Origin of the sequence: Rhodococcus sp. IEGM 1381 (assembly GCF_030056795.1) — a bacterium.
Lineage (GTDB): Bacteria > Actinomycetota > Actinomycetes > Mycobacteriales > Mycobacteriaceae > Rhodococcoides.
Genome location: NZ_JASHKQ010000011.1, coordinates 1 through 24,898, shown reverse-complemented (window position 1 = coordinate 24,898; position 24,898 = coordinate 1). Strand labels below are relative to the sequence as shown.

28 protein-coding genes are annotated in these 24,898 nt (G+C 64.4%); 9 read left to right on the top strand and 19 right to left on the bottom strand.

From position 1 onward, the window contains the following. Nucleotides 1–50: 50 nt before the first annotated feature. Nucleotides 51–1,007, bottom strand: coding sequence for an HpcH/HpaI aldolase/citrate lyase family protein (locus tag QM797_RS19975; RefSeq protein ID WP_283277405.1), 957 nt, complete (start codon nucleotides 1,005–1,007; stop codon nucleotides 51–53). A 59-nt stretch (nucleotides 1,008–1,066) separates the two neighbouring features. Here QM797_RS19975 and QM797_RS19970 point away from each other — a divergent pair, with 59 nt between their 5' ends. The 6 genes from QM797_RS19970 to QM797_RS19945 all read left to right on the top strand — a co-directional run bounded on the left by QM797_RS19970 (nucleotide 1,067) and on the right by QM797_RS19945 (nucleotide 7,412). Further along, on the top strand, nucleotides 1,067–2,341 hold the full coding sequence (locus QM797_RS19970; protein WP_032375920.1) for a magnesium transporter MgtE N-terminal domain-containing protein: 1,275 nt from the start codon (nucleotides 1,067–1,069) through the stop codon (nucleotides 2,339–2,341). A 20-nt stretch (nucleotides 2,342–2,361) separates the two neighbouring features. Continuing rightward, a complete protein-coding gene (locus QM797_RS19965) occupies nucleotides 2,362–2,907 on the top strand; it encodes a DUF1003 domain-containing protein (protein WP_283277482.1) in 546 nt (181 codons plus the stop codon). 122 nt (nucleotides 2,908–3,029) lie between these two features. Further along, nucleotides 3,030–3,902, top strand: a complete 873-nt coding sequence (locus tag QM797_RS19960; RefSeq protein WP_283277404.1) for a lytic transglycosylase domain-containing protein — start codon at nucleotides 3,030–3,032, stop codon at nucleotides 3,900–3,902. Between the two features lie 53 nt (nucleotides 3,903–3,955). Then, entirely contained in the window at nucleotides 3,956–5,092 is a 1,137-nt protein-coding gene (locus QM797_RS19955) for an Mrp/NBP35 family ATP-binding protein (protein WP_283277403.1), read from the top strand. A 92-nt stretch (nucleotides 5,093–5,184) separates the two neighbouring features. Further along, nucleotides 5,185–6,642, top strand: a complete 1,458-nt coding sequence (locus QM797_RS19950; RefSeq protein WP_283277402.1) for an amino acid ABC transporter substrate-binding protein/permease — start codon at nucleotides 5,185–5,187, stop codon at nucleotides 6,640–6,642. Continuing rightward, a complete protein-coding gene (locus QM797_RS19945; protein ID WP_283277401.1) occupies nucleotides 6,639–7,412 on the top strand; it encodes an amino acid ABC transporter ATP-binding protein in 774 nt (257 codons plus the stop codon). Before QM797_RS19950 ends, QM797_RS19945 begins: the two co-directional genes overlap by 4 nt. Before the next feature lie 163 nt (nucleotides 7,413–7,575). Here QM797_RS19945 and tatB read toward each other — a convergent pair whose 3' ends face one another. From tatB to sigE, 4 genes are all read right to left on the bottom strand, one after another. Then, nucleotides 7,576–8,055 (bottom strand): Sec-independent protein translocase protein TatB, encoded by a 480-nt coding sequence (tatB, locus tag QM797_RS19940; RefSeq protein ID WP_283277400.1) that lies wholly within the window; start codon nucleotides 8,053–8,055, stop codon nucleotides 7,576–7,578. Nucleotides 8,056–8,073: 18 nt separating this feature from the next. Next, entirely contained in the window at nucleotides 8,074–9,609 is a 1,536-nt protein-coding gene (locus QM797_RS19935) for a S1C family serine protease (RefSeq protein ID WP_371833952.1), read from the bottom strand. A gap of 84 nt (nucleotides 9,610–9,693) precedes the next feature. After that, entirely contained in the window at nucleotides 9,694–10,020 is a 327-nt protein-coding gene (locus tag QM797_RS19930) for a zf-HC2 domain-containing protein (protein ID WP_283277398.1), read from the bottom strand. A gap of 16 nt (nucleotides 10,021–10,036) precedes the next feature. Next, the gene (gene sigE / locus QM797_RS19925) at nucleotides 10,037–10,663 is read right to left on the bottom strand and encodes an RNA polymerase sigma factor SigE (protein ID WP_283277481.1); all 627 of its coding nucleotides are present in this window, start codon (nucleotides 10,661–10,663) and stop codon (nucleotides 10,037–10,039) included. A 239-nt stretch (nucleotides 10,664–10,902) separates the two neighbouring features. On the opposite strand from sigE, the gene QM797_RS19920 reads away from it, so the two are divergent. Next, complete coding sequence (locus tag QM797_RS19920; protein WP_283277480.1) at nucleotides 10,903–11,514, top strand: O-methyltransferase; 612 nt, start codon at nucleotides 10,903–10,905, stop codon at nucleotides 11,512–11,514. A 67-nt stretch (nucleotides 11,515–11,581) separates the two neighbouring features. Here the strand turns inward: QM797_RS19920 and glgC are convergent, their stop codons facing one another. After that, entirely contained in the window at nucleotides 11,582–12,796 is a 1,215-nt protein-coding gene (glgC, locus tag QM797_RS19915) for a glucose-1-phosphate adenylyltransferase (RefSeq protein ID WP_283277397.1), read from the bottom strand. Between the two features lie 76 nt (nucleotides 12,797–12,872). Between glgC and glgA the strand changes: the two genes are divergently transcribed. Continuing rightward, nucleotides 12,873–14,036 carry a glycogen synthase gene (gene glgA, locus QM797_RS19910; protein WP_283277396.1) on the top strand — a complete coding sequence of 388 codons (1,164 nt, stop codon included), beginning with the start codon at nucleotides 12,873–12,875 and terminating at the stop codon, nucleotides 14,034–14,036. On the opposite strand, the gene QM797_RS19905 is transcribed toward glgA, so the two are convergent. The 12 genes from QM797_RS19905 to QM797_RS19850 form a co-directional block, all read right to left on the bottom strand. After that, nucleotides 14,006–14,869, bottom strand: coding sequence for a methyltransferase domain-containing protein (locus tag QM797_RS19905; RefSeq protein ID WP_283277395.1), 864 nt, complete (start codon nucleotides 14,867–14,869; stop codon nucleotides 14,006–14,008). The genes glgA and QM797_RS19905 overlap by 31 nt on opposite strands. A 118-nt stretch (nucleotides 14,870–14,987) precedes the next feature. After that, entirely contained in the window at nucleotides 14,988–15,155 is a 168-nt protein-coding gene (locus QM797_RS19900) for a DUF3117 domain-containing protein (protein WP_008714277.1), read from the bottom strand. A 96-nt stretch (nucleotides 15,156–15,251) separates the two neighbouring features. Then, nucleotides 15,252–15,860: a DNA-3-methyladenine glycosylase I gene (locus QM797_RS19895; protein WP_502942367.1), complete on the bottom strand. Its 609-nt coding sequence runs from the start codon at nucleotides 15,858–15,860 to the stop codon at nucleotides 15,252–15,254. Further along, nucleotides 15,857–16,207: a DivIVA domain-containing protein gene (locus QM797_RS19890; protein WP_283277394.1), complete on the bottom strand. Its 351-nt coding sequence runs from the start codon at nucleotides 16,205–16,207 to the stop codon at nucleotides 15,857–15,859. The genes QM797_RS19895 and QM797_RS19890 overlap by 4 nt, the downstream gene beginning before the upstream one ends. Before the next feature lie 31 nt (nucleotides 16,208–16,238). Further along, nucleotides 16,239–17,168, bottom strand: coding sequence for a glucosyl-3-phosphoglycerate synthase (locus tag QM797_RS19885; RefSeq protein ID WP_283277393.1), 930 nt, complete (start codon nucleotides 17,166–17,168; stop codon nucleotides 16,239–16,241). After that, nucleotides 17,165–18,025, bottom strand: a complete 861-nt coding sequence (gene folP, locus QM797_RS19880) for a dihydropteroate synthase (RefSeq protein WP_283277392.1) — start codon at nucleotides 18,023–18,025, stop codon at nucleotides 17,165–17,167. Before folP ends, QM797_RS19885 begins: the two co-directional genes overlap by 4 nt. A 20-nt stretch (nucleotides 18,026–18,045) precedes the next feature. After that, nucleotides 18,046–19,821: a long-chain-acyl-CoA synthetase gene (locus QM797_RS19875; protein WP_283277391.1), complete on the bottom strand. Its 1,776-nt coding sequence runs from the start codon at nucleotides 19,819–19,821 to the stop codon at nucleotides 18,046–18,048. Nucleotides 19,822–19,913: 92 nt separating this feature from the next. Further along, complete coding sequence (locus QM797_RS19870; protein WP_283277390.1) at nucleotides 19,914–20,477, bottom strand: LOG family protein; 564 nt, start codon at nucleotides 20,475–20,477, stop codon at nucleotides 19,914–19,916. Beyond that, a complete protein-coding gene (locus QM797_RS19865; protein WP_283277389.1) occupies nucleotides 20,474–21,226 on the bottom strand; it encodes an LOG family protein in 753 nt (250 codons plus the stop codon). The genes QM797_RS19870 and QM797_RS19865 overlap by 4 nt, the downstream gene beginning before the upstream one ends. A gap of 10 nt (nucleotides 21,227–21,236) precedes the next feature. Continuing rightward, complete coding sequence (dapE, locus tag QM797_RS19860; protein WP_283277388.1) at nucleotides 21,237–22,322, bottom strand: succinyl-diaminopimelate desuccinylase; 1,086 nt, start codon at nucleotides 22,320–22,322, stop codon at nucleotides 21,237–21,239. Nucleotides 22,323–22,332: 10 nt separating this feature from the next. Continuing rightward, nucleotides 22,333–23,277, bottom strand: a complete 945-nt coding sequence (locus QM797_RS19855) for an SMP-30/gluconolactonase/LRE family protein (protein ID WP_283277387.1) — start codon at nucleotides 23,275–23,277, stop codon at nucleotides 22,333–22,335. A gap of 46 nt (nucleotides 23,278–23,323) precedes the next feature. Further along, entirely contained in the window at nucleotides 23,324–23,467 is a 144-nt protein-coding gene (locus QM797_RS19850; RefSeq protein WP_283277385.1) for a hypothetical protein, read from the bottom strand. A gap of 181 nt (nucleotides 23,468–23,648) precedes the next feature. On the opposite strand from QM797_RS19850, the gene dapD reads away from it, so the two are divergent. Further along, entirely contained in the window at nucleotides 23,649–24,602 is a 954-nt protein-coding gene (gene dapD, locus QM797_RS19845; RefSeq protein ID WP_094616616.1) for a 2,3,4,5-tetrahydropyridine-2,6-dicarboxylate N-succinyltransferase, read from the top strand. 96 nt (nucleotides 24,603–24,698) lie between these two features. On the opposite strand, the gene QM797_RS19840 is transcribed toward dapD, so the two are convergent. Beyond that, nucleotides 24,699–24,898: HNH endonuclease signature motif containing protein (locus QM797_RS19840; protein ID WP_283277384.1), on the bottom strand; the 200-nt coding region annotated here is incomplete at its 5' end.

Genomic DNA, 24,898 nt, shown 5'->3' with positions numbered 1-24,898 from the left:
CGAAATGGACACCGTCACACCCATTGTTCTGTCCGCGAACACGGCATGGATCAGGAGGTGGGCGGCTCGAACGTAGTCGTGCGCGTCAGGCCGGCCGCGCGCCCCTTCGCCGAGACGACCAACGCCATCTTGCGGCTCGCCTCGTCGATCATCTCGTCGCCCAGCATCACCGCACCGCGAGCGCCGCCCGCAGCAGAGGTATGGAATTCGTAGGCGTCGAGAATCATCTCGGCCTTGTCGTAGTCGGATTGGCGCGGCGCGAAGATCTCGTTGGCGGCCTCGATCTGCGTCGGATGCAGTACCCACTTACCGTCGAAACCGAGGCCGGCCGTGCGGCCGGCCGCCCGACGAAAGGCGTCGAGGTCACGAATCTGCAGGTACGGGCCGTCGATCGCCTGCAGTCCGTGCGTCCGTGCGGCGAGCAGAATGGTCATCAGAATGTGGTGATAGGCGTCGCCGGTGTCGTATCCCACCGGCTGTTCGCCGACGACGAGGGTGCGCATGTTCACGCTGGCCATCAGGTCCGCGGGCCCGAACACCAACGTCTGCACCCGGGGACTCGCGGTCGCGATCTCGTCGATGTTGCGCAGGCTGCGAGCGCTCTCGATCTGCGGCTCGATCCCGATCGCACCGACGTCGAGACCGTGCTCCTTCTCGAGCTGAGTGAGCAGAAGATCCAACGCCTGTACGTGCGCGGCGCACTCGACCTTCGGCAACAGGATGGCGTCGAGATTGCGGCCTGCACCCGAGACGACGTCGATGACATCGCCGTACGTCCACTGCGTCGTCCAGTCGTTGACGCGCACCACCTTGATCTGATCGCCCCAGCCATCGGAGTTCAGAGCATCGACGATGCGAACCCGAGCCTCGACCTTCGCGATAGGGGCGACGGCATCTTCGAGATCGAGGAAGACCGCATCGGCAGGTAGGCCCTTGGCCTTGGCGATCATCTTGTCCGAACTACCCGGAACGGCCAGTACCGATCGCCGTAGGCCCGACGCATTCACCGCAGCACAACCCCTGTCTGATTCATACTCTGTATTGTCCTGCCTCTAACCTTGCCATCATGGCAGCACTGAGCAAGGTATTCGCGGCCAGGCTCGCAGGCCTGGGCGTCCTGGGACCCGACGGCGAATCGATCGGACGGGTTCGCGACGTGGTCATCTCGATGCGCGTCGGCAGAGCGCAACCGAGAGTCCTCGGCCTGGTGGTCGAATTGGCAACTCGCCGAAGAATTTTCGTGCCGATGCTCCGCGTGACCAGCATCGAGCCCAACTCCGTTCAACTCACGACCGGTAACGTCAGTCTGCGCCGATTCACCCAGCGCGCCAACGAGATCCTGGTGTTCGCGCAGATCCTCGACTCCAAGGTGCGCGTCGACGACCCGGAGCTCGACGAGCTGCACGACGCCGACTCGATCGTCGTCGACCTCGGTATCGAGCTCACCCGAACGCGGGACTGGGTGGTCGCGCGGGTGGCTGTACGTAAGCAGCGTCAGCGCCTCGCGCGCCGCGGTGCGATCCACGTCGTGGACTGGCAGCACGTGCAGGGGCTCACGCAGAACGAGCTGTCGATGCCCGATCAGGGTGTGGCGCAGCTGCTCATGCAGTTCGAGGATCTTCGCGCGGCCGATGTGGCGAACGCGATGCGCGAGCTGCCCGTCAAGCGCCGCATGGAGGTGGCGCGAGCTCTCGACGACGAGCGGCTCGCGGACGTCGTTCAGGAGCTGCCCGACGACGATCAGGTGGAGTTGATGCACTACCTCGGTGTGGACCGTGGTGCCGACGTGCTCGAGGCAATGGACCCCGACGACGCCGCCGACCTCCTCGGCGAGCTGCCCGAGACCGAAGCGGAATCGCTTCTGCGCCTGATGGATCCGGAGGACTCCGCGCCTGTCCGTCGCCTGCTCGAGCACTCCCCCGACACCGCAGGCGGTCTGATGACCCCCGAACCCGTCGTTCTCACCGCGTCGACGACGGTGGCCGAGGCTCTTGCCCGGGTGCGCAACCCCGACCTGACGCCTGCGCTGGCGTCCTTGGTGTTCGTCGTGCGGCCCCCGACCGCGACGCCGACCGGGCCTTACCTCGGCTGCGTCCATTTGCAGCAGCTACTGCGAGAACCCCCGGCGAGCCTGGTCGGCGGAGTGGTGGACAGCGCTCTTCCGCGGTTGTCACCCGACGACAGCCTCACCGCCGTGACGCGATACTTCGCGACGTACAACCTCGTCTGCGGCCCGGTGGTCGACGACGAGGACCACCTCGTCGGGGCCGTGACCGTGGACGACGTCCTCGATCACCTGCTACCCGAGGACTGGCGAGATCAGGAAGTGGCCGGACAGTGAAAGAAACAGCACGCCAGAGAATGGACACGCCGCGCGGATCGCGGATGTTCAACGTCAATCTCGACTTCGATCTCGGCAAGTCGGGCGAGAAAGCTGCCCGATTCCTCGGCACCGGGCGCTATCTGGCTATTCAGACCGGCATCGTCATCGTCTGGATCTTCCTCAATGTCGTTGCGGTCAATCTGCAGTGGGATCCGTATCCGTTCATTCTGCTCAACCTCGCCTTCTCTACTCAGGCTGCGTACGCCGCGCCGCTTATTCTGCTGGCCCAGAATCGGCAGGACGACCGCGATCGCGTGTCCCTCGAGGAGGATCGCTCCCGCGCCCAACAGACCAAAGCCGACACCGAATTCCTGGCCCGTGAACTCGCTGCGCTGCGTATCGCCGTCGGTGAGGTCGCCACCCGCGACTACCTGCGCCGCGAACTCGACGAGATCAAGGCGCTGCTCGAGCAGGCAACGGGTCAGCCGGTCACATCGCCGAAGAAGTCACGCAAGAAGGCAGCCTCGCGGGTGCAGGACGACGTGGGTGTTCCGGACGCGTCCGATGACGATCCGCCCTCCTGACCGCACGGCATCGCCGCTGATAACAGGCCGATAACAGAACAGTCTCGAATCAGGTACCCTCGATCCCGTTCAGTCGGTCGGGCCCCGGACGTCGTCCGGGGAAATCAGGAGGTACAGCACGCGTGGGTCGTCACAGAAAAGCATCGACTTCCAAGGTTCGACGGAATTCGGTGATTGCTCTGGCTGGTCTCGTCCCCGCAGGACTCGTCACCGCCGCCACCAGCGCCGGAGCCACGGAATACATTCCTTTCGTCAGCGCAAAAACCTCGCCGGCTGCGCAGGAGTCGAACTCGGTGGTCGAGACCCCGCAGCCCATCACCCAGGACCAGCAAGCCCAGCCGGTGGCTCAGGCCGAGCTTCCGGTACCGGCACCGGTCCCTGCACCCGCACCGGTCCCTGAGATCCCGCCCACACCGGAGCTCCCCACCAACCTGGCGTTCAGCCCCATCGCGATTCCGGTGGTCAACGTCTCCGCCTACAAGAACGCCGAGCGGATCCTGGCCCAGCAGCAGCCCGGCTGCGGCATCAGCTGGACCGTCATTGCCGGCATCGGCCGCGTCGAGTCCACCCACGCCAACAACGGCAAGGTCGACGACTCGGGCGAACTGCACGAGCCCATCCTCGGACCGGTTCTGAACGGCAGCCTCGCCGGCAATCAGGTGATCCGTGACACCGACGGCGGCGCACTCGACGGCGACACCCAGTACGACCGCGCAGTGGGACCGATGCAGTTCCTGCCCTCGACGTGGAACCTCTATCACGCCGACGGCAACGGCGACGGAGTCTCCGACCCACAGAATCTGTACGACGCAGCCCTGGCCACCGGCATGTATCTGTGCGACGACGGCACCAACATGCGTGACCTGGGATCGACCACCAGAGCGATCCTGCGCTACAACGATTCGATGGCCTATGTGGCGAACGTGCTGGCATGGTCGGCGGGATACGCCACCGGCATCGTCCCGACGTCGGACCAGCTTCCGCGCATTCACTGATCGGCGCTGCCCTGCTGTTCATCGGGAGTCGGCGCACCGCCTAGCATGAGGCAATGGCTGTACTGACCGAATCCGACGTTCGGACCGCGCTGACGAAGGTCATCGACCCGGAGATCCGCAAACCCATCACCGACCTCGGGATGGTCAAGAGCATCGAGGTATCCGCCGACGGTTCCGTCGGTGTCGGCATCTACCTCACCACCTCCGGCTGCCCGATGAAGACCGAGATCACCGATCGCGTCAAGAACGCCGTCGCCGACGTCGCAGGCGTGGGCACCGTGACAGTCGAACTCGACGTCATGAACGACGAGCAGCGCACCGAACTACGCAAGTCTCTGCGCGGCGATTCCGCCGAGCCGATCATCCCGTTCGCGCAACCCGGGTCCCTGACCCGCGTCTACGCGGTGGCGTCGGGCAAGGGCGGCGTGGGCAAGTCCAGTGTGACGGTCAATCTCGCGGCATCACTGACTGCTCGTGGGCTGTCGGTCGGAGTGCTCGACGCCGACATCTACGGCCATTCCGTGCCCCGCATGCTCGGAAACGACGCGCGGCCAACGCAGGTCGAGAAGATGATCATGCCGCCGCAGGCGCACGGCGTGAAGTTCATTTCGATCGCTCAGTTCACGCAGGGCAACACTCCGGTCGTCTGGCGTGGACCGATGTTGCACCGCGCATTACAACAATTCCTGGCCGACGTCTTCTGGGGCGACCTGGACGTGCTGCTGCTCGACCTTCCCCCCGGCACCGGCGACGTGGCAATCTCTGTTGCACAACTCATTCCGAGTGCCGAGATCCTCGTGGTCACCACTCCACAGCAGGCCGCGGCCGAGGTTGCCGAGCGAGCCGGAGCAATTGCTCTGCAGACCCGCCAGCGCGTCGCAGGCGTTGTGGAGAACATGTCGTGGCTCGAACTGCCCGACGGCACCCGCATGGACATCTTCGGATCCGGTGGTGGACAGGACGTATCGGACAGACTGACGAAAGCTGTCGGTGCCAGCGTTCCTCTGCTGGGCCAGATTCCCCTGGACACCGCCGTCCGCGAGGGCGGTGACGCCGGGATGCCGATCGTATTGAGCAACCCGGAATCGCCTGCGGCACAAGCCTTGGAGGCGGTAGCGGCGAAGTTGGCAGTCCGCGAACGTGGACTGGTCGGAATGTCGCTCGGAATCGACTCGGCCCGCAAGCTCTAGAAACGACGGTTATACCCGAAGAACGACGTCGGGAACAGGGTCGAAGCCTTAGGATTTGCCTTCAATCCTACTGTCGATAGAGAGTGGCCTTCATGAAGAAGCCGCATCGGATCAGGCCGGTCGTCGTTCCGGTTCTGATCGCCCTGATGATGACCCTGCTCGGATCGCTGCTCGGTCCTGGCCTGGCATCCGCACAACCCGCCCCGCCCGCGCAGAACTACTCGATCGCGACCGACACCACTTTCGCACCGTTCGAATTCCAGGACGAGAGCGGCAAACTCGTCGGAATCGACATGGACCTGCTGGCCGCGATCTCGGTGGATCAAGGCTTCGACTACACCGTCGAGCAGGTCGGGTTCGATACCGCGCTTCAGGGCGTCACCAGCGGCCAGTTCAACGGAATGATCGCCGGCATGTCGATCACCGACGAACGCAAGGCCACCTTCGACTTCTCCGAGCCGTACTTCGATTCCGGTGTCCAGATGGCAATTCTGGATTCCAACGACGAGATCACGGGCTACGAGGACCTGCGCGGTAAGTCCGTCGCAGTCAAGAACGGCACCGAGGGCGCGACCTTCGCCGCGTCGATCGCAGATCAGTACGGCTTCACCATTCGCAGTTTCGACGACTCCGCCACCATGTTCGAGGAAGTGCGCACCGGAAACTCGGCGGCCGCCTTCGAGGACTACCCGGTGCTCGCCTACGGCATCACCCAGGGCAACGGCTTCAAGACCGTCACCGAGAAAGAAGCCGGTGCCAGTTACGGATTCGCCGTCGCCAAGGGCACCAACGCGCAGTTGCTCGAACAGTTCAATACCGGGTTGGAGAACCTGCGCGCCAACGGCCAGTACGACCAGATCCTCGACACCTATCTCAATGCCGACGCCTCCACCGCAGACACGTCCATCCCCGGCCTGATCGCCAGCAGCTGGCAGTTGCTGCTCAAGGGTTTGTGGCTGACCATCGTGTTGACCGTCATTTCCATCGCCATCGCGTTGATACTCGGCGGAATCTTCGGCCTGTTCCGCGTCTCGACCAACATCGTGCTCCGCGGAATCGGCACCACCTACGTCGACATCTTCCGTGGCACACCGCTTCTGGTGCAGGCATTCTTCATCTACTTCGGTGTGCCAGCGGCACTGAACTTCCAGATGTCGGCGTTCACCGCCGGCATCATCACGCTCTCGCTCAACGCCGGTGCCTACATGGCCGAGATCGTCCGCGGCGGCATCCTCGCAGTCGACAAGGGACAGATGGAGGCCTCGCGCAGCCTCGGCATCAGCTACCTCAAGTCGATGCGAAAAGTGGTGATGCCACAGGCAATTCGCACGATGATCCCGTCGTACATCAATCAGTTCGTCATCACGCTCAAGGACACTTCGCTGCTCTCGGTGATCGGCCTTGCCGAGCTGACGCAGACGGGTCGTCTGATCATCGCTCGCAACTTCGAGTCGTTCAACATGTGGCTCATCGTCGGCGTCCTGTACTTCATCATCATCATGGCTCTCACCAAGCTGTCGAACCGGCTCGAGAAGAGGATCAACAAATGAGCACCGAACTGACCAAGGACCTGCCGGTCGACAACGGTCCGGGAACGAAGATCTCGATCAAGGGCCTCCAGAAGGCGTTCGGCGACAACACGGTTCTCAAGGGCATCGACGCCGAGATCGTCAACGGTGAAGTGGTGTGTGTGATCGGCCCCTCGGGCTCGGGCAAGAGCACGTTCCTGCGCTGCCTCAACAAGCTCGAAGACATCACTGCCGGATCGGTCGTCGTCGACGGCACCGACCTCACGGCCAAGAACGTCGACCTGGACAAGGTGCGCCAGAACATCGGGATGGTGTTCCAACACTTCAATCTCTTCCCGCACATGACCGCCCTGCAGAACGTCATGCTCGCGCCCGTCGAGACCAAGAAGATGTCGAAGTCGCAGGCCAAGGAAGCGGCCGGGAAGTTGCTCGAACAAGTCGGCCTGTCCGAGCGCGCCGACTACAAGCCGGCCAACCTCTCGGGCGGGCAGAAGCAGCGTGTCGCCATCGCGCGAGCGTTGGCCATGAGCCCGTCGATCATGCTCTTCGACGAGGCCACCAGCGCACTCGACCCCGAGATGGTCGGCGAAGTACTGCAGGTGCTCCGCGACCTCGCCAAGGGCGGCATGACGATGGTCGTCGTCACCCACGAGATGGGCTTCGCACGTGAAGTCGCGGATCGAGTGATCTTCATGGCCGAGGGCGTCATCGTCGAGGAGGGGACCCCCGACGAGTTGTTCGGTAACCCACAGAACCCACGTACTCAGGACTTCCTGAACAAGGTGCTTTAGCCCGCTCCCCCGTTGCGTCAATGGACCACTGCCGCGCTCAGACGTGTGCAGTGGTCCATTCACGCAGCAGCGGGGTCGGCGTGAATGGACCACTGCCGCGCACAGACGTATGCAAGGGTCCATTCACGCGGACGGGTGAGACCGAACGAGGAAAGATTCAGGCTTACGTGGCGTCGGCGTCGATCGGCGGAGTATCGCCCGCCGCGAGTTTCGGCTCGTTCTTGCTCATCGACACGCTAGCCCCCGCCGTACTGCCCGCTGACGAACTCCCAGAGGACACGCCGTTCTGTGGCGTCGGCCCGCCCAGGTTCTTCGGCTTGGTGTCGAAAGGCTTGCCCTTGAAGGTGTCGTCCAAGGGGTTCTTGAAGATCGAATCGTCGCCGTCGAGCAGGTGCTTGGTGATCACCGCGCGGGGGGTCATTCCCCGCAGCTGGTTGAGATCGGCGAGCGGTTTGCGAAGGTCCTCGAAGTCGGTACCCAACTCGTCCTTGAGCTGCTGACTCGCGCCGTTGGCGTAGTCCTTGACCTGGCGGATGGACTTGGACACCCAGCTGATGGCGCCGGGAAGGCGATCCGGGCCGAGGATGACCAGAGCTGCTACGAGGAGGATTACGAGCTCTCCCCAACCGATGTTCCCGAACACGCCTGCCAGCCTACGTCGTCAGTCCGAAACCGGTGTAACGGAGACGTCCACCAGCCGTCCCGAACGGACGAGTTGTACGGGTACCGCCTGGCCGATCGTGGTCTCCTGCACCGCGACCACCAGTTCGTCCGCGTCTCCCACTGTGCGGTCGCCGACCTTGGTGATGACGTCCCCTTCGACAATTCCGGCCTGCTGCGCCGGGCCGTCGGTGCGCACGTTGGCGACCTCGGCACCGGCCGAGGTGTCGTTGATGACCGAACGGGCGTTGATGCCGAAGTCCGGATGTCTCATGACGCCGTCCCGGATCAGGCTCTGTGCCACCTCGGTGACCTCGTCGACCGGAATCGCGAAGCCCAAGCCCACCGACCCGCCGCTCTCGCTTCGGATCGCCGAGTTGATACCGATGACGCGGCCCTCGAAGTCGATGAGCGGGCCACCGGAGTTGCCGGGGTTGATAGCGGCGTCGGTCTGCACGGCGTCGATGACCGCGTCGGTGTCGGTGCCCTCACCCGACAGCGCGACGGGACGGTCGAGGGCGCTGACGATGCCGGAGGTGACGGTCTTGTTCAATCCCAGGGGCGATCCGACGGCGATGACGTCCTGGCCGACACGAACGTCGCCGGAACTACCGAGTTGGGCCTCGGTGAGGTTGCCGACTTCGGTCTTCAGGACGGCAAGGTCGGTTTTGGTGTCGCGACCGACGATGCGGCCGGGCACCTTGGTGCCGTCGGAGAAGGTGACTTCGAGTGTCGAGTTGTCGGGGTCGGATGCGGCAAGGGAGATCACGTGGTTGTTCGTCACGATGTAGCCTTCGTCGGCGTCGATCACCACGCCCGAGCCCGTGCCGCCGGTCTCCCCGAGCGTCACCTGGATGGACACGACGGACGGCAGGACCGCGTCGGCGACTTTGCTGATCTGCCCACGCGGGATGTCGTCGCCGCTGGACTGGGTCAGCGTCACTTTCTGGCTGGTCAGTGCGCCGGCCACCTCGGCGGTCAGCCGGCCGAACAAACCACCGACCAATCCGATGACGAGCGCGACGACGCCGAGGACGACGAGGGCTTTGATGGACACCGATCGCCCGAACAACACGTCGCGCACACCGAGCTTGGTTCCGGGAGGTAGTGCAGGAGACGGCGGGGTGTCGACCGCCGCGCTGCCGAGAAACACCCGTGACGCGGGATCACGCCACGGATCGGCCGGCTCCGATGGGGCGGTGTCGCCGTCGTTTTCGGCATCGGGATCACGCTGGAGCGATTCCTGAGCGTTTTCCGGACGTCCGAATGCCTCGGCGAGAATCGGATCGGGTGGTCGCACGGATACACGCGACGGCAATTGCTCGTCGGGGCGGCGCGGCGAGAACGAGCCGTCGACGTCGTCGGGACGTCCGAACACCGAAGCCGACACCGGATCGACGGAGGGCCGATACACCGGACGCGGTGGCAACCGTGGACCTTCCGGACCGTTCTCCGCGTCCTCGAAATCTGACGGGTCGGTGCCTGCGGTCTCGGTGCTGGTCGAATTCGATGTCACGCGTCCGGTTACCCCTCGCATACGTCGGTGTGAGAGTTCAGTATCACTCGAGCGGTCGGCTCGACTCGATGCAGGTGAGAAGTCGTCGCGCAGATCTCGGTGTGGTCAGCGCCGGCGACGACGGACATCGGCGACGGCGGCCATGAAGGAACGCTTGGTGTGGGCCGGCCGATCCTCGCCCGCGCAGGACGGGATCTGACTGAGCAGGCCGAGCAGTGAATGCGGCATCGACATCTCGCCCGCCCCGCGCAACGCTTTGCGCGCCTGCTGCTGAGCTTCGACCTCGGCCGCGCATTCCGGGCATTCGGCGAGGTGGTGGGCAGCACGAAGATATGCGGGCATACGCAATTCGCCGTCGACGTATGCCGCAACGGCCTCACTGGCCAGATGTTCGGTGGAGCTGAATTGCCGGGGCTTGCGCGCCTGCGTCATCCAACCCTCCTCGTAGCTAGTGGACACTTGCGTGACCGGAGTCGACCTTCCCGTGCACTCGAAGGTACTCGCGTAGCGCCTGGCGTCCACGGTGAATGCGACTGCGGACCGTTCCGAGCTTGACGCCCAGTGTCGCACCGATCTCTTCGTAAGACAGTCCTTCGATGTCGCACAGCACGATTGCGGCGCGGAACTCAGGTGCCAGCGAGTCGAGGGCAGACTGCAGATCGGGGTCGAGCCGCGCGTCGTGGTAGATCTGCTCGGGGTTGGGCCGGTCGGAGGGGACGCGGTCGTAGTCCTCGGGCAGCGCCTCCATACGGATGCGGCTGCGGCGACGGACCATGTCCAGGAACAAATTCGTGGTGATGCGGTGCAGCCAACCCTCGAAGGTGCCGGGCTGGTAGTTGGACAGGGAACGGAACACGCGGATGAACGTGTCCTGAGTCAGGTCTTCGGCATCCTGAGCGTTGCCGGACAGGCGGTATGCCAGTCGGTAGACGCGGTCGCCGTGCTCGCGAACCAACTCGTCCCAGGACGGCATGGTGGAGTCCTCGCCGGTCGCATCGAACGCTGCGGTTCCGCTGAGGTCCTCGGGCGCGGGTACGGACTCGGGTAGACGCGCGGTGTCGCGATCGCCGTTGATCTTGTAAATAGCTGGATCCTCCTGCTCAGGACTGCGTACGTCCTTCTGATTCAACCGACGACTACCCTCGGATGTTCCAGCTCACACTTCGCAATCGAGACGGACCTTCGATTCCTCCATAGCCTGACCGACCCGCGTGTGGGTCCGGTATGAATCAGCTGAGGCGCACCTGAGAATGTGTGCGTGAGATCGAGCCTCCGGCACGATAGCCTCGGGGCGTGCCGACCAACGCCGAGAAGATGCTCGCCTACGCCGAAGACTCCGCTCAGGAGGACGAGGTTCTCATCGCAGCCAGAGAGCGCGCCATCGACCTCGGTGCCGCCCCGGTACCGCCGTCGGTCGGGGCGATTCTGAGTATCTTCACCCAGATGCTCGGGGCCAAGACGGTCGTCGAAATCGGAACCGGCGCAGGCGTCAGCGGCCTGTGGCTACTCGACGGGATGCGCGCGGACGGCGTTCTCACCACCATCGACACCGAGCCGGAGCACCAGCGCGCGGCCCGAGAAGCGTTCCGCGCCGGAGGAATTGCGCCCTCACGCACCCGGTTGATCAACGGCTGGGCACTGGACGTGCTCCCCCGATTGGCCGACGACACCTACGATCTGGTGTTCATCGACGCCAGTCCCGCTGACCATCCACACTTCGTTGCCGAGAGCGTTCGGCTACTCCGCCCCGGCGGAGTTCTGGTGCTGCACAACGCGTTGCTCGGTGGACGAGTCGCTGATCCCACTCAGCGCGACGCCACAGCAGTGGCTGTTCGATCCGCCGCACGGGCGATCGCCGAGGACGAACGGCTCACGACGGTGCTGCTGCCCCTCGGCGACGGTTTGATCTGCGCGTCGAGAGCGTGAGTGCGCTACGCGCAGTGGTGCGGTCGAGTGCCGTCTGGGGCACATAACCGCACCACTGCCGCAGGCACTAGATCCAGACGCCCTTACCGACCGAGACCACTCCCCCGGCGCTGACGTTGAAGCGTTCACGATCGCGTTCGTGGTCCACACCGACGATCTCCCCGTCGCCCACGACGACGTTCTTGTCCAGGATCGCGTGCCGCACGACGGCGCCCTTACCGATCTTGACGCCGGGCATCAGGACACTGCCCTCGACCGTCGCGCCACTGTCGATCATCACGTTCGAGCTGAGCACGGAGTTGCGGACGGTGGCGGCCGACAGAATGCAGCCGGCACCGACGACCGACTCTTGAGCCAAGCCGCCCTGAACGAATTTCGCGGGCGGCAGATTCTCGGCCGATCCGCGGATGGGCCAACGGCGGTTGTAGAGATTGAAGATGGGGTGCACCGACACCAGGTCCATGTGAGCGTCGTAGAAGGCATCGATGGTGCCCACGTCTCGCCAATAGCCGCGATCGCGTTCGGTGGCACCGGGCACGACGTTGTCGTTGAAGTCGTAGACGGAAGCGACGCCCGCTTCGACGAGCGCCGGGATGATGTCGCCGCCCATGTCGTGGTCGGAGTCGGTGTTCTCGGAGTCGGCCTTGATGGCGTCGACGAGCACCTTGGTGGTGAACACGTAGTTGCCCATGGAGGCGTAAGTGACGTTGGGGTCGTCAGGGGTGCCGGGCGGTTGCGCAGGCTTTTCGAGAAACTGGGTGATCTTGCCATTGGAGTCGGAGTCGATGCAGCCGAACGCGAATGCCTCGCTGCGCGGAACCCTGATGCCGGCGACGGTCACGCCCGCACCGGAGTCGATGTGCTGCTGCACCATCTGTTCGGGGTCCATCCGGTACACATGGTCGGCACCGAACACCACGATGTACTCGGGGTCCTCGTCGTACACCAAGTTCAGTGACTGGAAGATGGCGTCGGCGCTGCCGGTGTACCACCGGGGCCCGAGACGCTGCTGCGCCGGAACCGGAGTGATGTACTCCCCGGCGAACCCGGACAGTCGCCACGTCTGCGAGATGTGGCGGTCCAGTGAATGGGACTTGTACTGAGTGAGCACGCAGAGCCGGAGGTAGCCGGCGTTGACGAGATTGCTCAGCACGAAGTCGATGAGTCGGTAGGCGCCCCCGAAGGGAACGGCCGGCTTGGCTCGGTCCGCGGTCATCGGGTAAAGACGCTTACCCTCGCCGCCGGCAAGCACGATCCCTAGTACGTGCGGTTGTGTCCTCACCCACTCAACCTATCCGCACCGAGAGAACCGTGCGAGCAGTACACGCACAACTGCTGGGGAATGTAGGTTCGTTCACGTGCGCGTAGCAATGATGACCAAGGAATACCCCCCGGAGATCTACGGTGGCGCAGGAGTTCATGTCACCGAGTTGTCCGCGCAGCTGAAGTCGCTGTGCGACGTGGACATCCACTGTATGGGCGCGCCCCGCGACACTGCGCAGGTGCACGACCCGGATCCCGCTCTCGCCGGAGCCAACGCTGCGTTGACGACGTTGTCGACCGAGCTGCGAATGGCGAACGCGGTCTCGGGCGCAGACGTGGTGCATTCACACACCTGGTACACCGGCCTCGCGGGCCACCTCGCCGCCGAACTGTACGACGTTCCCCACATCCTCACCGCCCACTCGCTCGAACCGCGACGCCCGTGGAAGGCCGAGCAACTCGGCGGCGGCTACCGCATCTCGTCGTGGTCGGAGAAGAACGCCGTCGAGTACGCCGACGCCGTCATCGCCGTCAGCGAGGGTATGGCCAAAGATGTGCTCGACGCCTATCCACGACTCGACAAGAGCCGGGTTCATGTGGTGCGCAACGGAATCGACACCGAGCGCTGGTTTGCCGATCACGGTACCTCGACCCTGGACGAGATCGGCGTGGATCGAAGCAAGCCGATCGTCGCCTTCGTCGGGCGCATCACCCGACAGAAAGGCGTCGGGCACCTGATCGCAGCCGCTCACCACTTCGATCCGTCCATCCAGCTCGTACTGTGCGCGGGCGCGCCCGATACACCTGAAATCGCTGCGGAAACCGAACGCGCGGTGGCACTGCTCGCCGAACAGCGCGGCGGCGTGTTCTGGGTCAAGGACATGCTTCCCACCGACAAGATCCGCGAAATACTCACTGCAGCAGCAGTATTCGTATGCCCGTCGGTATATGAGCCGCTCGGCATCGTCAATCTCGAAGCAATGGCATGCGAAACCGCAGTCGTGGCATCGGACGTCGGCGGTATCCCCGAGGTGGTCGACGACGGCCGCACCGGACGCCTGGTTCACTACAACTCCTACGAACCCGACGTATTCGAGCGGAATCTGGCCGACACCGTCAACGCAGTCGCCCTCGACCCCACACTCGCGACGGCAATGGGTAAGGCAGGACGCGAGCGCGCCGTCGCCGAGTTCTCGTGGGCGTCGATCGCGCAGCAGACCCTCGCCGTCTACGACGCAGCGTTGGCGCGGCGGCGATAGGTCGACACGATCACCGACGCGGTGACCTCGATGCCGTCCGGTAGCTGCGACAGCGCTGCAGAACGCGACTCGGGGTCACCGTGCCTCGCCGACGGGCCCATTCCGATCAACGTCTCGATGTCGTGGTGCGAGAGCAACATCGAGTACTCCAGTGAAGATTCTGCCACCGGCTCGAACAGGCCGGACAGCGATTCGCCGAGCCTGCGAGTCTTGTTCTCCTCGACGCCGATGAGGCCGAGCGGGCCCCGCAGCTCGTGCTGATGCCGCGCCGTGGGCGTCACGACCACCAGCACGCCGTCGGGTACGAGAACTCGGCTGAACTCACCGGCGTTGCGTGGAGAGAACACACACGTCACCGCGGACGCGCTCGCCGTCCGCACCGGTAGTCCACTCCAGATGTCCGCGACCACAGACCCCAGACGACCGTGCGACCGCGCAGCGCGGCGTGCAGCGAACTTCGAGACGTCGACGCCTATGCCCCGGGCATCGGGACGGGCGTCGAGCACAGCCGCGAGATAGTGACCGGTACCGACCCCGACGTCGACTACCACCTCGCTGTCCGACGGAACGGCAGCCGAGACCGCTGCCGCGATCGAGTCGAAGTGGCCCTTCGCCAGGAACGTCTCGCGAGCGGCGATCATCTCCGCCGAGTCACCGGTGAACTTGCCGCCGTCTCCGGTCGACAAACTGACGTAGCCCTGACGAGCGACGTCGAACGAATGCCCTCGATCGCACAACAGCGTCCGATCGGTATCACCGAAGTCCATGCCGGATCCGACGTCACGTGCCCAGCACTGCGGACACAGCAGCAGATCGACGACATCGGTCAGCATCGAGCACCTCTCTCACACCGGAACGAACACTCGTCGACACAACACTCGTCGACACAACACAAAGCCCCGCTTGCCGGTACGGCGAGCGGGGCTGAGCGACGATCGATCGACGTGACTATCAGCCGGTGACACCCTTCAGTTCGTCTCCGAGTGCCGCGGCCTCGTCGGGGGTCAATTCGACGACCAACCGGCCGCCCCCCTCGAGCGGGACACGCATGACGATTCCTCGTCCCTCTTTGGTTGCTTCGAGGGGACCGTCCCCGGTCCGGGGCTTCATCGCCGCCATCCTCTGCTCCCTCCAGATCTGCGCCCATCAGCACGGCGCCTCGGCCTAAAAGATATATTTCGTCGCGGGGCGACGGGTGTTGAGTCCTATTCTTCCCTATCGACCTCGATACCGGGAATCGGAGTCGGTATTCGTGACCTGCACACAACACCCCGACAGGTGATCGTCGACCATTCCGGTGGCCTGCATCAAGGCATAGGCGGTTGTCGGACCGACGAACCGCAGCCCGCGACGCTTGAGCTCCTTGGCCAGAGCCTTCGACTCCGAGGTCGAGGCAGGCACGTCGGAGGACTCCGTCAGCCGCCCGGGTCTGGGTTCGGGCGCAAAGGACCAGAGCAAAGTGTCGAGGTCGGTGTCGTTCAAATCGACGATGACCCGAGCATTGTTCACCGCAGCGTGGATTTTGAGGCGATTACGCACGATCGACGCATCGCTCATCAATCTTTCGACATCGGCGTCGCCGAATCGGGCCACTCGTTCCGGGTCGAAACCGGCGAAGGCACTGCGGAAGCTGTCGCGCTTGCGCAGGATCGTGATCCACGCCAGGCCGGACTGGAACGCCTCGAGACACAGCCGTTCGTACAGTTCGTTGCGCCCGTGGAGCGGCTGTCCCCACTCGGTGTCGTGGTAGTCCCGATACTGCTCGTCGTCGGTGGCACCCCACGGGCAGCGCAGCCTGCCGTCCGGTCCGGCGACGGCACTCACCGCTCGTCCGGTTCGGCGACACCCGGCTTCTGCCCCTCGGAAGCCCGCGACCACAATTGTGCGCTGGCCTCCGCTGCGGACAACCGCGACCGAAGCATGTCTATCTCGCCGCCGAGCCGCTCGAGTGCCCAATCGACCTCGCTCGGCTTGTACCCCCGTACGGTCTGCTGGAACTTCAGCGAGCGCACGTCGGTACCGGTGACGCCCTCCGCGGGCAGCACGGTCGCGGTGGTTCCCTCGGGCAGTGGGCCCAGTTGCTCACCGCGACCGAACACCGTCGACGCCACGAAGAACAGTGCAGCAGCGACGACGGCAATGACGACGACGTAGATCAGCAGCGTCAACATGCCACGATCTTGTCACGCCCGCCCGACACGACTACTTCAGCGAGTTCATCGCCGGTCGATCCATCAGCGACACCTCGGTGGAGAACGGCTCGAAAGAATCACCGTCGACCCGGAACTGCATCAGCCCGGCACCGGAATCGACCATGCCGCACCGGTTCAGCATTGTTCCGACGATCTGTCTGCTCATCGCCCCGAGCTCTACCAGCGGACGGTTGCGGTGCTTGCGCACACCGAGATTCACCTGACCGATCGCCTCGAGACCGAGCCTGTCGTACGTATCGAGCAACAGCCCGATCTCCACTCCGTAGCCAGGCGCGAAGGGCACCGCGGACAGCAGTTCGCGAGTGCCCGCGTATTCCCCGCCGAGCGGCTGGATGACGCCCGTCAACTCCGGCCGCAGTGCAGCGAGCAGTGGCCTGGCCACGAGCTCGGTGACACGTCCACCGCCGTTGGCATCCTCGGTTCCGCTGACCCGCAGCGGACGGCGGTAGTAACCCTTGACGAGGTGGATACCGTCGCCCATCAGCAGAGGGCCGAGCAATTTCGGTACGAAGGCCGGATCGGGATTGATCAGATCGGAGTCGACGAACGCAATGATGTCGCCGGTCGACGCCGCGACCGATCGCCACAGCACCTCGCCCTTGCCCGGCACCGGGTCGATCCCGGGGACCGCTTCTTCGCGGCTGATGACTCGCGCGCCTGCCGCTGCCGCGCGGACGGCTGTTTCGTCGGTCGAACCGGAGTCCAACACGATCAGCTCGTCGACGAGTCCCCCGAGCAGCGGATGAATCGTGTCGATGACCGCGGCAACGGTCTGTTCCTCGTTGAGCGCCGGGAGTACCACCGACACCGTCCGGCCCGCCTTCGCGGCTTCCAGTTCGGCGATAGTCCAGTCGGGTACGTCCCAGCTGTTGGTCTCGGACCATGCCATGGTCACGTCCGTTCGATCTGCAAGTGTCATGCCAGACCCCTGACCGTCCGCGCCGGGGTTCGAAGCCCCTGGATCGCTGCCACCATGTCTACGACTCTTCTGGTCGACGCAACCTCGTGCACCCGGAACATTCGGGCTCCGCCTGCTGCGGCCAATGCTGTCGCTGCCAATGTTCCCTCCAACCGGTCGACGAGCTCTACCCCTAGAGTCTCGCCTACGAAGTCCTTGTTGCTCAGCGCCATGAGCACAGGCCACCCGGTGTTTACAAGATCGTCCACGCGCCGCAACAACTCGAGCCCGTGATAGGTGTTTTTCCCGAAATCGTGCGTCGGATCGATCAATATCGAATCCTTCTTCACCCCCTCGGCGACAGCATTCTCGGCGGCTGCGGTGACTTCCGCGATCACGTCCGCCACCACATCGGCGTACCGGACGCGGTACGGACGCGTGCGTGGCACGGCGCCACCGGTGTGCGAACAGACGATGCCGACGCCCTCGGCCGCAGCGACGCGCACCAACTCGGGGTCCGCCCCGGCCCACGTGTCGTTGATCATGTCCGCGCCGACTCCGCAGGCCAACCGAGCGACCTCGCTACGCCAGGTGTCGACACTGATCAGCAGCTCCGGATAAGCACCGCGGATGGCCTCGACGAACGGAACGACGCGGCGGATTTCCTCGTTCGCGTCGACGATTGCGCCCGGACCGGCCTTCACACCGCCGATATCGACCATGTCGGCACCCTCTGCGACAGCTCGATGCACCGACGCCATCGCAGCATCGTCGGCAAAGTTCGCACCCCCGTCGTAGAACGAATCGGGGGTTCGATTGACGATGGCCATCACCAAAGCGCGATCGTCGGCGACCGGTTTGCCGCAGAGGGTACTCATGAAATCAATAGTGACACGGCCTAGCCCTTGGGTGCCTTGCCTGCGGCGACCTCGTCGACGTACCCGTCGTACGCCTTCTCGTAGCCACCGGACTTGCCCCGCAGCACGTACAGCTCGCTGTCACTGTCTTCCTCGTAACCGAGCTTGCGCAGCGCCACTTTTTGGCTCTTGAACGTCGACGTCTGCTCGAGGCTGTCGACTGTGCGGATGAACAGCGGTACCGCGTAGGTCGGGAGCTTGTCGTAGAGATGCTCTGCAAAGGACTTGCCGTCGAAGGTCTCACCCTCGCGCAACGTCACCGCAGCCATGCCCGCCTTGCCGTCGGTTCCCTCGATGTCGACGCCGTAGACGACAGCTCCGTCGACGGCCGAGTGCCCGCCGAGAGCACCCTCGACCTGGGTGGTGGCGACGTTTTCGCCCTTCCAGCGGAAGGTGTCACCGAGGCGGTCGACGAATGCGACGTGCATCCAACCCTGTTTGCGAACCAGATCACCGGTGTCGAACCAGGCATCGCCGTCCTTGAACCCGTCGCGCACCATTTTCTTCTCGGTGGCGTTGTCGTCGGAGTAGCCGTCGAACGGTGCCCGGTCGGTGATCTTGGACAGCAGCAGTCCGATCTCCCCGTTGCCGACCTTGCGCAGCTTGCCGTCCTGGCCGCGCTTGGCCTTGCCGGACTCCTCGTCGTACTGCACCACGGCATACGGAAGCGGGCAGATGCCCGCGGTCTTCTTCATGTTCAGTGCGTTGACGAATGCGATGTTGCATTCGCTGGCACCGTAGAACTCGGCGACACGGGAGATGCCGAATCGCTCGGTGAACTCTTCCCAGATCTCGGGGCGCAGTCCGTTGCCGACGATCAGCTTGATCGTGTTGTCACGGTCGGAGTCCTTCTTGGGCTGAGTCAGCAGGTAGCGGCACAGCTCACCGATATAGGTGAACGCGGTGGCTTTGTTGACGCGGACGTCTTCCCAGAAGTTGCTCACCGAGAACTGCTTGCCGATGGCCATCGTTGCGCCGCCGGCGAGCACCGAGGACAGCGTCACCGTCAGCGCATTGTTGTGATAGAGCGGTAGGCAGCAGTAGATGACGTCGTTGCTGCGCAGCCGCACGCCCATGTTGCCCAGACCGGACATCGACTTGAGCCAGCGGAAGTGGCTCATCAGGCTGGCCTTCGGCATGCCGGTGGTGCCCGAGGTGAAGATGTAGAACGCCTTCTCCTTGGCCTGGATCTCCGAGGTGACCGACGGGTTCTTCTTCGACTCATGTGCAGCGAGCTCGGCCAGCTTCTTCAGTGGCAGCACCGCTCCCACCTTCGGCTCGCCGTCGAGCGAATCGAGAGCTTCCTGCGCGTTCTCGTCCAGGACCAGGACCTTCGCGTCGAGAATGCCGAGGCTGTGCTCGAGCACGTCGCCGCGCTGGTTGTAGTTCAGCATGCCCGCGGTGGCACCGAGCTTGACGGCGGCAAGCGCGGCGAACAACGCCTCCGGGCGGTTCTTGCTCAGCACGCCGACGACGTCACCGCGCTCGACACCGTGGTCGGCAAACACTGCGGCGTACTGGTTGACCAACTCGTTGGCGTCCTTGTACGAGGTCGACTCGCCCTCGAACCGCACGAACGGGCGGCTGCTGTTCTTGGCGGCAGCCTCTTGGAAGATCAGGCCGATCGACACCTTGTGATCGGGCTTGCGGGTGAACCCCGCCAGGCCCTTGAGCAGGCTCGGCACCTCCGTCACCATTTTCGGCAACGCGACCGCGAGGTCGGTCACTCCAATTTTCTGACGGGCATCGACGGCCATGAACTCCCCTTTGAAGACGATGTGAGATTGCTAACCCTACTTGAGAGTAACAACTTTGAGTTGTTCACTCCGTGGCCGAGGTTCGTGACCTGTCACAACGTCGCGCATGCATTCAAAGCCGAGTCGACCGTCGTCGTCCTGATCAGTGCGTCGAGAGCTCGCTGTTGCACGAATCCGGTCGCCCGAAGACCGTCGATCCATTGCATCATTCCATCGAAATGTCCGAACGGGTCGAGCATCACCATCGGCTTGCTGTGCATGCCGAGGTAGCCCGCAGTCCACGTCTCGAACAGTTCCTCGAGTGTTCCGATACCGCCGGGCAGCGTGATGAACGCGTCGGCGCGATCCTCCATGATCTTCTTGCGCTCGCGCATCGTGTCGGTGACGATCAGCTCATCGGCGTCGACGTCGGCGACCTCGCGGTGCACGAGCGCCTTCGGGATGACGCCGACGGTGTTCCCGCCTGCCGCTCGCGTCGCCGCGGCCACCGCGCCCATCATCGAGACGTTGCCACCGCCCGAGACGAGTTGCCAGCCACGTCGGCCGATCTCGGTTCCGACGTCACGCGCGAGTTCGATGAAAGAAGAGTCGACGGGTCCCGACGCGCAATAGACGCAGACGCTGAGCGAATGTCCCTCAGTTGCTGGATTGTTCACTGTTGGGCCTCGCGGACGATGCGCACGGCCTCGTCGACGCTGTCGGTGCAGTGGATGAGGTCGAGGTCCTTCTCGGACACTTTGCCTTCTTTCACGAGCGTCGTCTTGATCCAATCGAGCAGTCCCGACCAGAAGTCTTTGCCCAACAACACGATCGGGAACTTCGTGACCTTGGCGGTTTGCACCAGAGTCAGTGCCTCGAACAGTTCGTCGAGGGTACCGAAGCCGCCGGGCAGGCATACGAACGCCTGGGAGTACTTGACGAACATGGTCTTGCGCACGAAGAAGTATCGAAAGTTGACGCCCAGATCGACCCACTCGTTGAGTCCTTGCTCGAACGGCAATTCGATGCCAAGTCCGATCGAGTAGCCGTCGGCCTCGCTCGCACCGCGGTTGGCACCTTCCATCACACCCGGGCCGCCGCCGGTGATGACGGCGAAGCCCTCCTCGGCGAGGGCTGCTCCGAGCTGCCGGGCTCGGGCGTACTCGGGATGGTCGACGGGGGTGCGGGCCGAGCCGAATACCGTCACGGCTTTCGGCACCTCGGCGAGCGCGCCGAATCCCTCGACGAATTCGCTCTGGATGCGCAGCACGCGCCAGGTATCGGAGTGAATCCAGTTTCCTGATCCTCGCTGGTCGAGCAGGCGCTGATCCGAGGTGGACGTCTCGGTGTTTCGGCCACGCCGCAGCACGACGGATCCCATGTGCTTGGCCGGCTTCTCGGTGCCCGTATCCTGGTCGCTGTTCATGCCGTTCAGGCTATCCGGCAGAGAGGTAGCTCCGGAGAACCTGTGTGACATGGGTGATCTGCTCGACGGGGACGCGTTCGTCCCGTTTGTGGGCGAGGTTGGGATCGCCGGGCCCGTAATTGACCGCCGGGATGCCGAGGGCCGAGAACCGAGATACGTCGGTCCAGCCGTACTTGGCGCGGAACTGCCCTCCCGCCGCCTCGATGAGGGCCGCGGCAGCAGGCTTGTTCAGACCGGGTAACGCACCCGGCGACGAATCGGTGACCTCGAAGCCGAGATCGAGCCCTTCGACCACCTCACGAACGTGCTCGACGGCCTCGGTGACACTGCGATCCGGCGCGAATCGGAAATTGACGTCGAGTTCGGCAGCGTCGGGAACGACGTTTCCCGCGACTCCGCCGGAGATCCGAACCGCTTGCAGCCCTTCGCGATATACACAGCCGTCGATGTCGACGGTGCGGGCTCGATAGGCGGCAAGACGGTTGAGAACCGCACCGAATTTGTGAATTGCGTTGTCGCCCAGCCAGGAACGGGCGCTGTGTGCCCGCGTTCCCGACGCCGTCAGCCGAACCCGCAGTGTCCCTTGGCACCCGGCCTCGATGAAACCACCGGACGGTTCGCCGAGAATGGCGACGTCGGCTTCGAGCCACTCCGGCAGTTCTCGCTCGATGCGGCCGAGCCCGTTTCGCGAGGCCGCGATCTCCTCGCAGTCGTAGAACACCAGAGTCAGATCGTGCGCGGGGTTGTCGATGGTCGCGGCGAGATGAAGGAAGACGGCGTCCCCCGACTTCATGTCGACGGTTCCGCACCCGTACAGGATGTCGCCCTCGGCACTGTCGTGTTCCCGCCTCGACGGCACGTTGTCGGCGATGGGCACCGTGTCGAGGTGGCCGGCCAGCATCACCCGCGATCCGAGCCCGCGGTTGGTCCTGGCCAGAACGGCGTTGCCGCTCCGAATGATCTCGAAGCCCGTGGTCTGCGCGCGGAGCGCCTGCTCCACCTCGTCGGCGATGCGCGATTCGTCCTCACTGACACTGGGGATATCCACCAGTGCAGCGGTCAGATCTATCGGGTCGGCGTGCAGTTCGAGCGTCACGCCGACAACCCTAGGCTTTGGGTCCCGGAATCTCGCGGACCACGCCGTCGAACCCTGCGCCGAACAATCGGCCGCTCGAAAAACCCTGTTCGGACCGTCCATAAACGACAACACTCGTCAACCTGGTACCGGTGCCTACAACACAGGTGGCCCCCGGCGCATCGATGCGGACGACAGATCCGCCGGCATTGAGCGGTACCACGGGGCGTCCGGCGGCATCGAGAGTCAGGCCGTCCGGGGCTCCGAAGGAGCCAAGTCCCGACAGGTCGAGCAGACTTTCCGGTGCCGACGGGTTGGCGATCGGAATTCGGCTGACCCCTGGGTTCACGAATGTTCGCGAGACGTACAGATACTGATCGGCCGCGTCGAGGACGGCGCCGTTGGCGCTCGGCAAGCGAGCCCAGTCCGGGTCGACGGAACCGTCGGGGCCGATCCGACCGATGAGCGAGCCGAAGTCGTTGGTGGCGTACACAGTTCCGTCGGCAGCGACAGCGAGTCCGTTGGCTGCACTCAGTCCGGTCGCAAACGGGGTGACGGCAAGCGTGTTCACGTCGAGTCGAACGATACCGGCCGCCTTGACGAGGTCGCCGACGAGGACGCGAGGGTCGGCTCCGTAGCCGACCAGGAGTGTGCCGTCGGGCATCCAGGCCAGGGCTCCGCCGCCGCCGCTCGGAACCTTGGCGATGGGGTACGCGGGCCGGCCCGGCGCGTCGATTCGGAACACCCGGCCGGAGACGATGTCGGTGACGTAGGCGCGGCACGACGCGTCGACGGCCAGGCCTTCGAGAGCTGCCCCGGGGATGCGCGCGACCACGGCCGACCAACCGCCGGCTCCGGCACAGGTGGGATCGGCGGCTGCGGTGCCCGAACCGATGACAGTACTGCTCACGGCGATCAGCGCCGCAGCGATCACCGTCACTGCCGAACGCGTACGTGTGGACTTGCTCGAACCCATGACGTCCCCCCAGACTCGGCGACCCCCTGTCAGCCGATGGGCATGTCTACCAAGCTCCTGCGACAACCAAACCCAGGGCGATTCCGAGGACGATCGTCGTGGCCAAGGTCGTCACCAAGCCGGTGAAGGAGAATCCATCGGCCATCACCGCGGCGGCTCCGCGGCTGCGCGAGCCGGTACGGGTGATCACCGGTGAAACTCTGTCAGCTCCCCGGCCGCCTACCCATCCATCGGTATCCCGATGAGATCACACTCGACCGTCGAATCGGTAACGAACCGACGCGGCATCAGGATCGGATTCCGTAAACAGTCCGCGTACCCGCGATGACGGGTGAACCCGCGCGCGAAACCCACCGCGTATTCTTCCTGCCGTGAGCGCACAGGGAGCATCAGCAGTAGGTATTGCCAACATCACGACGTCGGGTGTCGTTCTCGACACCTGGTTTCCGAGCCCCGAGCTCGGGTCGGGCTTCGAGACCGGCACCACTCGACTCGAGGGATCCGACATCCCGGAGGAGTTCGCTTCACTCGTCGGACCGGACGACGCGCGCGGGGTCGAGGTCGTTGCGGTTCGCACCAGCATCGCCTCCCTCGACGACGCCCCGATCGACGCGCACGACGCGTATCTGCGACTGCATCTGCTCTCGCACCGGCTGATTCAGCCGCACGGGCAGAACCTCGACGGAGTGTTCGGCCTGCTCGCCAACGTCGTATGGACCAACTTCGGCCCCGCAGCGGTCGACGGCTTCGAAACGGTGCGCGCGAAGCTGCGCGCCCGCGGCCACGTGACGGTGTACGGCGTCGACAAGTTCCCGCGTCTGGTCGACTACGTCGTTCCCACCGGAGTTCGCATCGCCGACGCCGACCGGGTGCGCCTCGGTGCTCATCTGGCCAGTGGAACGACGGTCATGCACGAGGGCTTCGTCAACTTCAACGCAGGCACGCTCGGCAACTCGATGGTCGAGGGGCGCATCTCAGCAGGCGTCGTGGTGGGCGACGGTTCCGACGTCGGCGGCGGCGCGTCGATCATGGGCACACTCTCCGGCGGCGGAAAGAACGTCATCTCCGTCGGAAAGAGCTGCCTACTCGGTGCCAACTCCGGACTCGGCATCTCTCTCGGTGACGATTGCGTCGTCGAGGCGGGGCTCTACATCACCGCGGGAACGAAGGTCAGCGGACCGGATGGAACCGTGGTGAAGGCGGCGACACTGACCGGAAAGTCCAACCTGCTGTTCCGTCGCAACTCGCTCTCGGGCGCGGTAGAGGTGGTGCCGTGGAAGGGAACCGGCGTCGAACTGAACGCGGTATTGCACGCCAACGACTGAGAGCTTCGTTCTCGAAATAGGTTGACGGCCAATCTCTTCCAGCCCCGCACCGTGTTCTCGGTGCGGGGCTGGATTTGCATGTGGGTGTGGCCGGGCTCAGGCGATGTGGGGGCCTGCTCGGGCGTGGGATTGTCGGGGTTGTCGGTAGGGGTCGACGGTGACTGGCGGTACGAACCAGGGATGGTTGTCGGCGGCGATGAACACTTCCCAGTCACTGTGGTGAATGAGTCGGTGGTGGAATCCGCAGAGCAGAACCAGGTTGTTCATGTCGGTCGGGCCGCCGTCGGTCCAGTGCC